This window comes from Kitasatospora sp. NPDC032121, from assembly GCF_055580145.1.
The window spans coordinates 1-6,313 of record NZ_JBVILX010000009.1; the positions used below are offsets into that span (position 1 = coordinate 1).

Genomic DNA, 6,313 nt, shown 5'->3' on the forward strand with positions numbered 1-6,313 from the left:
CCGGCTTCTTCAAGCGCGGTCCCGGTGCACCCCAACCGGGGTGCGGGGCGACCGGACCATCGACACGGTCGCCACAGGAGGGTTGTACCCGACATGCGACATTGAATTCATGTTTAGCCCGCTTTGTTACCGTCCAGCCCGAGTGCACGCGCTCGCACCACCGCTCCGGAACGAACACGCCGGCCGGCGCCGGTGCGCCCGGGACCTCAGGCCAGGTCGATGACGAAGCCGCTGCGGGGCCGGGCGATCACGCGGCTGAGCGCGATGGTGAGGTCCTGGTCGGGCACCGTGTAGTCGAGCCGTGCCAGCCGCGGCGCGAGGAGTTCCAGCAGTGCGACCACGACCTCCTCGCCCGGGCAGCGGTGGCCGGTGGCCGCGTCGCCGCCGCCCTGCGGGATCAGATGCTGCGGATCCGGCGGTGCGTCGAGGAAACGCTGGGGGCGGAAGCCGTAGGGATCGCCCCACAGGGCCGGGTCGTGGTTCTGCCCGTACAGGTCGAGCAGGACGAGCGTGCCGGCCGGGATCGGCTCACCGGCGAAGGTCAGGTCGGCGGCCGCCTTGCCGCCCACGAAGGGAGCGAACGGGTAGAAGCGGCGCACTTCCTGGGCGAAGGCTTTCGCGAAGGCGCCGTCGTCCCCGGTCAGCCGCTCACGGTTGGCGGGCCAGCGGTGCACCGCGTGGGCCGCGAACGCCACGAACCAGCACACGGCGACGGTCGGCCGCAGGACGTTCAGCAACTCCACCGCTGCCACTCGGGGGGCCGGCAGGTCGCCGTCCGCGTCCCGGTGCAGCGCCACGGCCTGCACGGCGCAGCCTCGCGGCACCTGGGTCGAGCCGTCGCGGACGGCTTCGACCAGGGCGGCGAGGGCCTGCTCCCGGCGCCGGCGGGCCAGCCGTGCCCGCCAGTGGCGCGGGCCCGGGGTGGCGAAGCCGTCCACCATCGTGACCAGATCGCGGGCGAGCGGCGGCACCTCGTCATCGGCGAGCGCGAGGCCCGCCCAACGGGCGACACCGGCGGTGAGTACCTCTGCCACCGAGTCCAGCAGCACGACCCGGCCGCGCTCGCGCCAGGCCGGCACCGCCGCGTCCCAGGCCTCGCCCACGTTCTCCACCAGCCGCTCCAGCTGCCGCGGATCGGCGAGCAGGCCGAGGAACATCGCCTTGCGCGACCGGTGCGCCGGCCCGTCGAGCCCGTGCACGGCGCCGTGGCCGAAGAGGGTGCTGCGCACCGGTTCGGGCAGCGCGCCGGCGCGGCGGACGTGGCGCTCGTCGTAGAAGAACCGCACCGCCTGCGGGCCGTGCAGCGCGACGGCCGCGCGTCCGAACAGCCGGGTCCGCAGCACCGGGCCGCGATGACGGCGCAGCTGGTTCGGAAGCCACGCGTAACCGTGCAGCAGCAGCGGCAGAGTGCTGTCGGCCCGAGGGAAAGATCGTCGATTCATGGGCGGCGGCTGCCCGGGACGGCGCGGGGCGAAACCGCGTGTCACCCGGATGCGCGTGCGCGTGTCACGGGCTCGGCGCGCGGGTGCCCGAGCCCGGCTACGCCCCTTTCGGAAGGCTGGGGCTTTCGGAGGGCTGGGCTTCATGCTGTGGACGGCGGAAGCGGACCCGCGTCCTCACCGGCGACTCACCGCCGAGGTGTCGGGGTCGCGCGTTGCCGGCGGGCGGGGTCACCGGTCGGGGCGCGGCTCGTTGAACCGCCGTCCGGCCCGGTCGCCGAGTACGGTGACCCAGGCCGGGAGCCGAGCGGATCCGGCAGCTCGGCTGCCGACCACCCCGTGCGCCGGATCGGCGCCGGGGCCGGGGAGGACGCGGGCGACCAGGCCCATCAGTCGGGCGGTCGTCGCCGGAGCCAGGCCCTGCACGCGGGCACCGATCTTGGCCGCCGGGGTGAGGACGAGTTCCGGTCGGCCGCGGTCGGCCGCGCGCACGATCGCTCGGGCGGCGCGCTCGGCGTCCATCGACAGCAGCGGCAGGCCGGCCGCGGCGGCGAACCAGGAGTACTCGGCCCCGGGGCGACCGTGGAACCGGGCTGCCGTGTGCGAGCCCGTCCGCATCAAGCCCGGGATCACGGTGGTCACCCGCACGCCGTCGGCCGCCAGCTCGGCCCGAAGGCCCTGGGAGAGCCCGGTGGCGGCGAACTTCGCGGCCACGTACGGCAGCAGGTGCGGCGCCGGGACGCGGCCGCCGACCGAGGTGACGTTCACCAGCGTCCCCTCGTGGGCCCGCAGGTCGGGCAGCGCGGCGGTCGTCAGACGCAGCGGGGCGAACAGCATGGTCTCCATGGCCTCGCGGAAGTCCTCCTCGCGCAGGGCCTGGAAGGGGCCGACCTGGATGACACCGGCGTTGTTGACGAGGATCTCGACCGGCCCGAAGCGTTCGTGCGTGGCGGCCAGGAGGCGCCGGGGCGCGTCGGAGTCGTTCAGGTCGCAGGCACAGGCGGCGACGGCGGCTCCCTCGTCGCGCAGGTACCGTTCGGCCCGGGCCAGTTCGGCCGGGTCGCGGGCGCAGAGCATGACCCGACAGCCACGGCGGACCAGTTCGCGCGCGATGAGCAGGCCCAGGCCCCGGGAGGCGCCGGTGACGACGGCGGTGCGGTCGGCGGTGCGGGCCGTCCTGGCGCCGCCGCGTCCTCGGTCCGGCGGGCGGTGGTGCTCGTGTCGGCGGTACTCCACGGGGAACTCCTTCCGGTTCGCGAGCGTGGCGTCTTCGGGACGCCGTCGGGCCGGTCCTGGCTCGTCAGGGCCGGAAGAGCACCTTCACCGCGCCGTCCTGCTTCTGCTGGAACATCTCGTAGGCGCGCGGCGCCTCCGTCAGCGGCAGGTGGTGGCTGGCGAAGCCGTCGACGCCGAGCGGATCGCCGTCCAGGAGCAGCGGGAGGATGTCGGGCACCCAACGGTGGACGTTGGCCTGGCCCATGCGCAGTTGGATCTGTTTGTCGAACATCGTCAGCAGCGGCAGCGGGTCGGTCATGCCGCCGTAGACGCCGGACAGGGAGATGGTGCCGCCGCGTCGGACGATGTCGATCGCCAGGTGCAGTGCGTGCAGGCGGTCGACGCCGACGTGTTCCATGAGGGAGGCGGCGAGCCGGTTGGGGAGCAGCGTGGTCATCCGCTGGGCGAGTGCGGCCGCGGGCGAGCCGTGCGCTTCCATGCCGACGGCGTCGATCACCGCGTGGGGGCCGCGGCCGTCGGTGAGGTCGCGGATGACGTCGGCGAGGTCCTTGCCGTGCTCCTCGAGGTGGAGCGCGGTGACCCCGTGGGAGCGGGCGCGTTCCAGGCGTTCCGGCACCAGGTCGACGCCGATCACCCGGGACACGCCGAGGTGGGCGGCGATCCGCGCGGACATGTCGCCGATCGGTCCGAGTCCGAGGACGACGAGGCTGCCGTCCTCGGGGACGTCGGCGTACTTCACGGCCTGCCACGCGGTGGGGAGGACGTCGGAGAGGAACACGAAGCGGTCGTCCGGCGGCCCGTCGGGCACCTTGATCGGCAAGGTGTTGCCGAACGGCACCCGGAGCAGCTCGGCCTGTCCTCCCGGGACCCGACCGTAGAGCTTCGTGTAGCCGAACAGCGCTGCACCGGTGCCGAATTCACGGACCTGGGTCGTCTCGCACTGGGAGTGCAGGCCCTGTCGGCAGGTGAAGCAGGTGCCGCAGGAGACGTTGAAGGGGACGACGACCCGGTCTCCCGGTGCGAGCGCCGTGACCTCGCGGCCGGTGTCGCGCACGATGCCCATGGGTTCGTGTCCGAGGATGTCGCCCTCCTCCAGGAACGGTCCCAGCACCTCGTACAGGTGCAGATCGGAACCGCACAGGCCGCTGGAGGTCACTTCCACGACCACGTCGGTCGGGTCCTCCACCACCGGGTCCGGCACCGTGTCGATGCGCACGTCCCGTTTGCCGTGCCAGGTCAGGGCCTTCATCACGTCACCTCGCCTTGCTCGTGTTCCGGACGGGCGCCCGGGTCGCCGACGCGGGGCCCGGGGACGGCCGCGGCTGCTCCGACGGGAAGCAGGGTGGGCGCCGAGGGCTCCTCGTGCGGCGCCACAACGGATCAGGCGCCCACGTCCGGCGCCCACGTCCCGCGCCGCCGTCCACCGGCGGCTGCCCGGTCCCCGGCCGGGGAAACCGCGTACGGGACCGGCGGGTGGCTTCGCGGCCGAAGCGGCGGTCGGGGCAGGCTCCGGGGCTCTGTCCGCGAGGCCCCGGACCGACGCCGCGGACCGGGCTGCCGCTCCTGGACGACCAGCCGAGGGACGACCGGCCGAGCCGGACGGCGTTCGCCCGGCCGGGGGGCGGCGCCGGCCCTGCACCCCGCGCACGGCGACGGGTGCGGAAGGCCGGACCACCACGGCAGCCCGCCCGGCACCGTCCGCGATGCCTACGGGGTCGTCGGGTCCTGCGGCAGATCACCCGCACGGCTGCCGGACGCCGGCGTGCCGCCGGTCCGGCTCCCTCCGTCGGCCAGGAGGTCGCCGGCGTTCCCGCCGGCACCCCCGAGTGCGTCCCCGGCGGTGCGCACCGGAGTGCCCGCGGCGGCGACGCGGTCCGAGTCACCGCGGGCCCCCGCCGGGGCCAGGCGGGCCGCGAGCAGCTCCTTGCCCAGCTCGGCACCCTTGCGGCTGTCCGCCTGCGCCTTGCGGAAGAGCTCCACCACCTCGTCGTCGCCGTCGCGTTCGGCGTCCCGCAGGTAGCTCTCCAGTCGCAGCGCGTTCTTGAGGCACGCCTCGACGTACCAGATCAGGTTGTAGTCCTTGTCCTTGGTTCCGGTGATGTGACCGGTCTCCTCGCCCATGGTTCCGGCGCTCCTTCCACGCCCGTGACGGGCCCGGCCGGTGCCGGTCCTCTCGGGCGCACCCGTGCGCCTACCCGACGTCACGGACGCAATCCCGGTGCGGCGGGCCGACCCGCTGTCAGCGGGGAAACAGCCGACTGCCGGTGAGCTGTGAGCGGCGCCTGGGAGCGTACGGACCGCGCGAACCGCACCGACCGCACCGCGCCGAACCGAACGACGCCGAACCACCGGGAGCACGCCATGCCCTCCGTATCCGAGACCCGTCCGTGGAACGTCCACCGGCTACCCCGCGCCGAGGGGCGGCGCTTCCTGGTCACCGGCGGCAACGCGGGCATCGGGTACTTCGTCGCCGAGCAGCTCGCCGCCACCGGGGCCACGGTCGTGCTGGGCAGCCGCGACCCGGCGAGGGCGCGGGCGGCGATCGCGTCCATCGGCTCGCGCGTCCCCGGCGCCGACGTGCGGCACCTCCCCCTGGACCTGGCCGACCTCGGCTCGCTCCGCGCATCCGTGGACGCGCTCGGGCCGGACCGGCTCGACGCCGTGGTCCACAACGCCGGCGTGGCGCTCGACCACCCGCCGCGCCGCGAGAGCGCCGACGGGCACGAGCTGATGCTCGCCACCAACCACCTCGGCCACTTCGCGCTGACCCACCACCTGGCGCCCCTGCTCGCGGCCACCCCCGGGAGCCGGGTCGTCACCACCGGCAGCTTCGCCGCCAAGTCCGAGCGCCTGGACCTCGACGACCTCCAGAGCACCCGCGACTACCGGCCCAAGCGCACCTACGCGCGCTCCAAGCTCGCCCAGATGCTCTTCGCCCTCGAACTCGACCGCCGCCTGCGCGCCGCCCGCAGCAGCACGCTGAGCGTCCTCGTCCACCCCGGCGGCGCGCTCGACGCCCTCACCCCCTCGCGCCCGCCCCTCCACGTCCGCACCACCGGCGCACGGCTGCGCCACCTGCCGCTCGGCCTCGTCGTGCAGGGCAAGGACGCCGCCGCGTGGCCCGCCGTCCGGGCCGTGCTCGACCCGGGCGTTCGCGGCGGACGGATGTGGAGCCCCCGGGCGTTCGGACTGCGCGGCACCCCGCGAACCGAACCCGTCTGGGACCACCTCAAGGACACCGCCACCGCCGCCCGGCTGTGGGCGGCCAGCCGCGAACTGACCGGCACCGATCCGTCGTTCGCCGGGTAGCCGACCGGCTGGTCGACCCCGCGGACGACTCGCCGCCACGGGCGAGGGCCGCTCCGCGCCGCCGGGTCCAGGTGGTTTCGCCGAGGTCGGCCGGGTACACGCGCGGAGGCGCGGTCCGGGACCGCCCGTACGCGAGCAGAACGAGGAGGAGGAGCCGTGGAGGACATCCCGCAGGGCGGAGCCGGTGGTGTTCCGCTCGACGACACCGATCAGAAGCACCCGATCCACCCGCCCGGCGGCGACGGTGCACCGGACGACGGCGAGGACGGCAACGCCACCACCGTCGAACCGGGCAGAAGCCGGCACCTCGACCGGCAGGAGACGGCCGA

At 74.6% G+C, this 6,313-nt stretch carries 4 protein-coding genes and 1 pseudogene; 1 reads left to right on the plus strand and 4 read right to left on the minus strand.

The annotated features are described in order from the left end of the window. Nucleotides 1–206 precede the first annotated feature (206 nt). The 4 genes and pseudogenes from ACZ5OX_RS22605 to ACZ5OX_RS22620 form a co-directional block, all read right to left on the minus strand. The gene (locus tag ACZ5OX_RS22605) at nucleotides 207–1,442 is read right to left on the minus strand and encodes a cytochrome P450 (RefSeq protein WP_465632370.1); all 1,236 of its coding nucleotides are present in this window, start codon (nucleotides 1,440–1,442) and stop codon (nucleotides 207–209) included. A 228-nt stretch (nucleotides 1,443–1,670) separates the two neighbouring features. Continuing rightward, the gene (locus tag ACZ5OX_RS22610; RefSeq protein WP_465632372.1) at nucleotides 1,671–2,675 is read right to left on the minus strand and encodes an SDR family NAD(P)-dependent oxidoreductase; all 1,005 of its coding nucleotides are present in this window, start codon (nucleotides 2,673–2,675) and stop codon (nucleotides 1,671–1,673) included. A gap of 64 nt (nucleotides 2,676–2,739) precedes the next feature. After that, a complete protein-coding gene (locus tag ACZ5OX_RS22615; RefSeq protein ID WP_465632374.1) occupies nucleotides 2,740–3,924 on the minus strand; it encodes an alcohol dehydrogenase catalytic domain-containing protein in 1,185 nt (394 codons plus the stop codon). Between the two features lie 653 nt (nucleotides 3,925–4,577). Next, nucleotides 4,578–4,796, minus strand: a pseudogene (locus tag ACZ5OX_RS22620) (hypothetical protein); the annotation flags it as partial. A gap of 240 nt (nucleotides 4,797–5,036) precedes the next feature. Between ACZ5OX_RS22620 and ACZ5OX_RS22625 the strand changes: the two are divergent. Next, a complete protein-coding gene (locus tag ACZ5OX_RS22625; RefSeq protein WP_465632376.1) occupies nucleotides 5,037–5,984 on the plus strand; it encodes an SDR family NAD(P)-dependent oxidoreductase in 948 nt (315 codons plus the stop codon). Nucleotides 5,985–6,313: the final 329 nt, after the last annotated feature.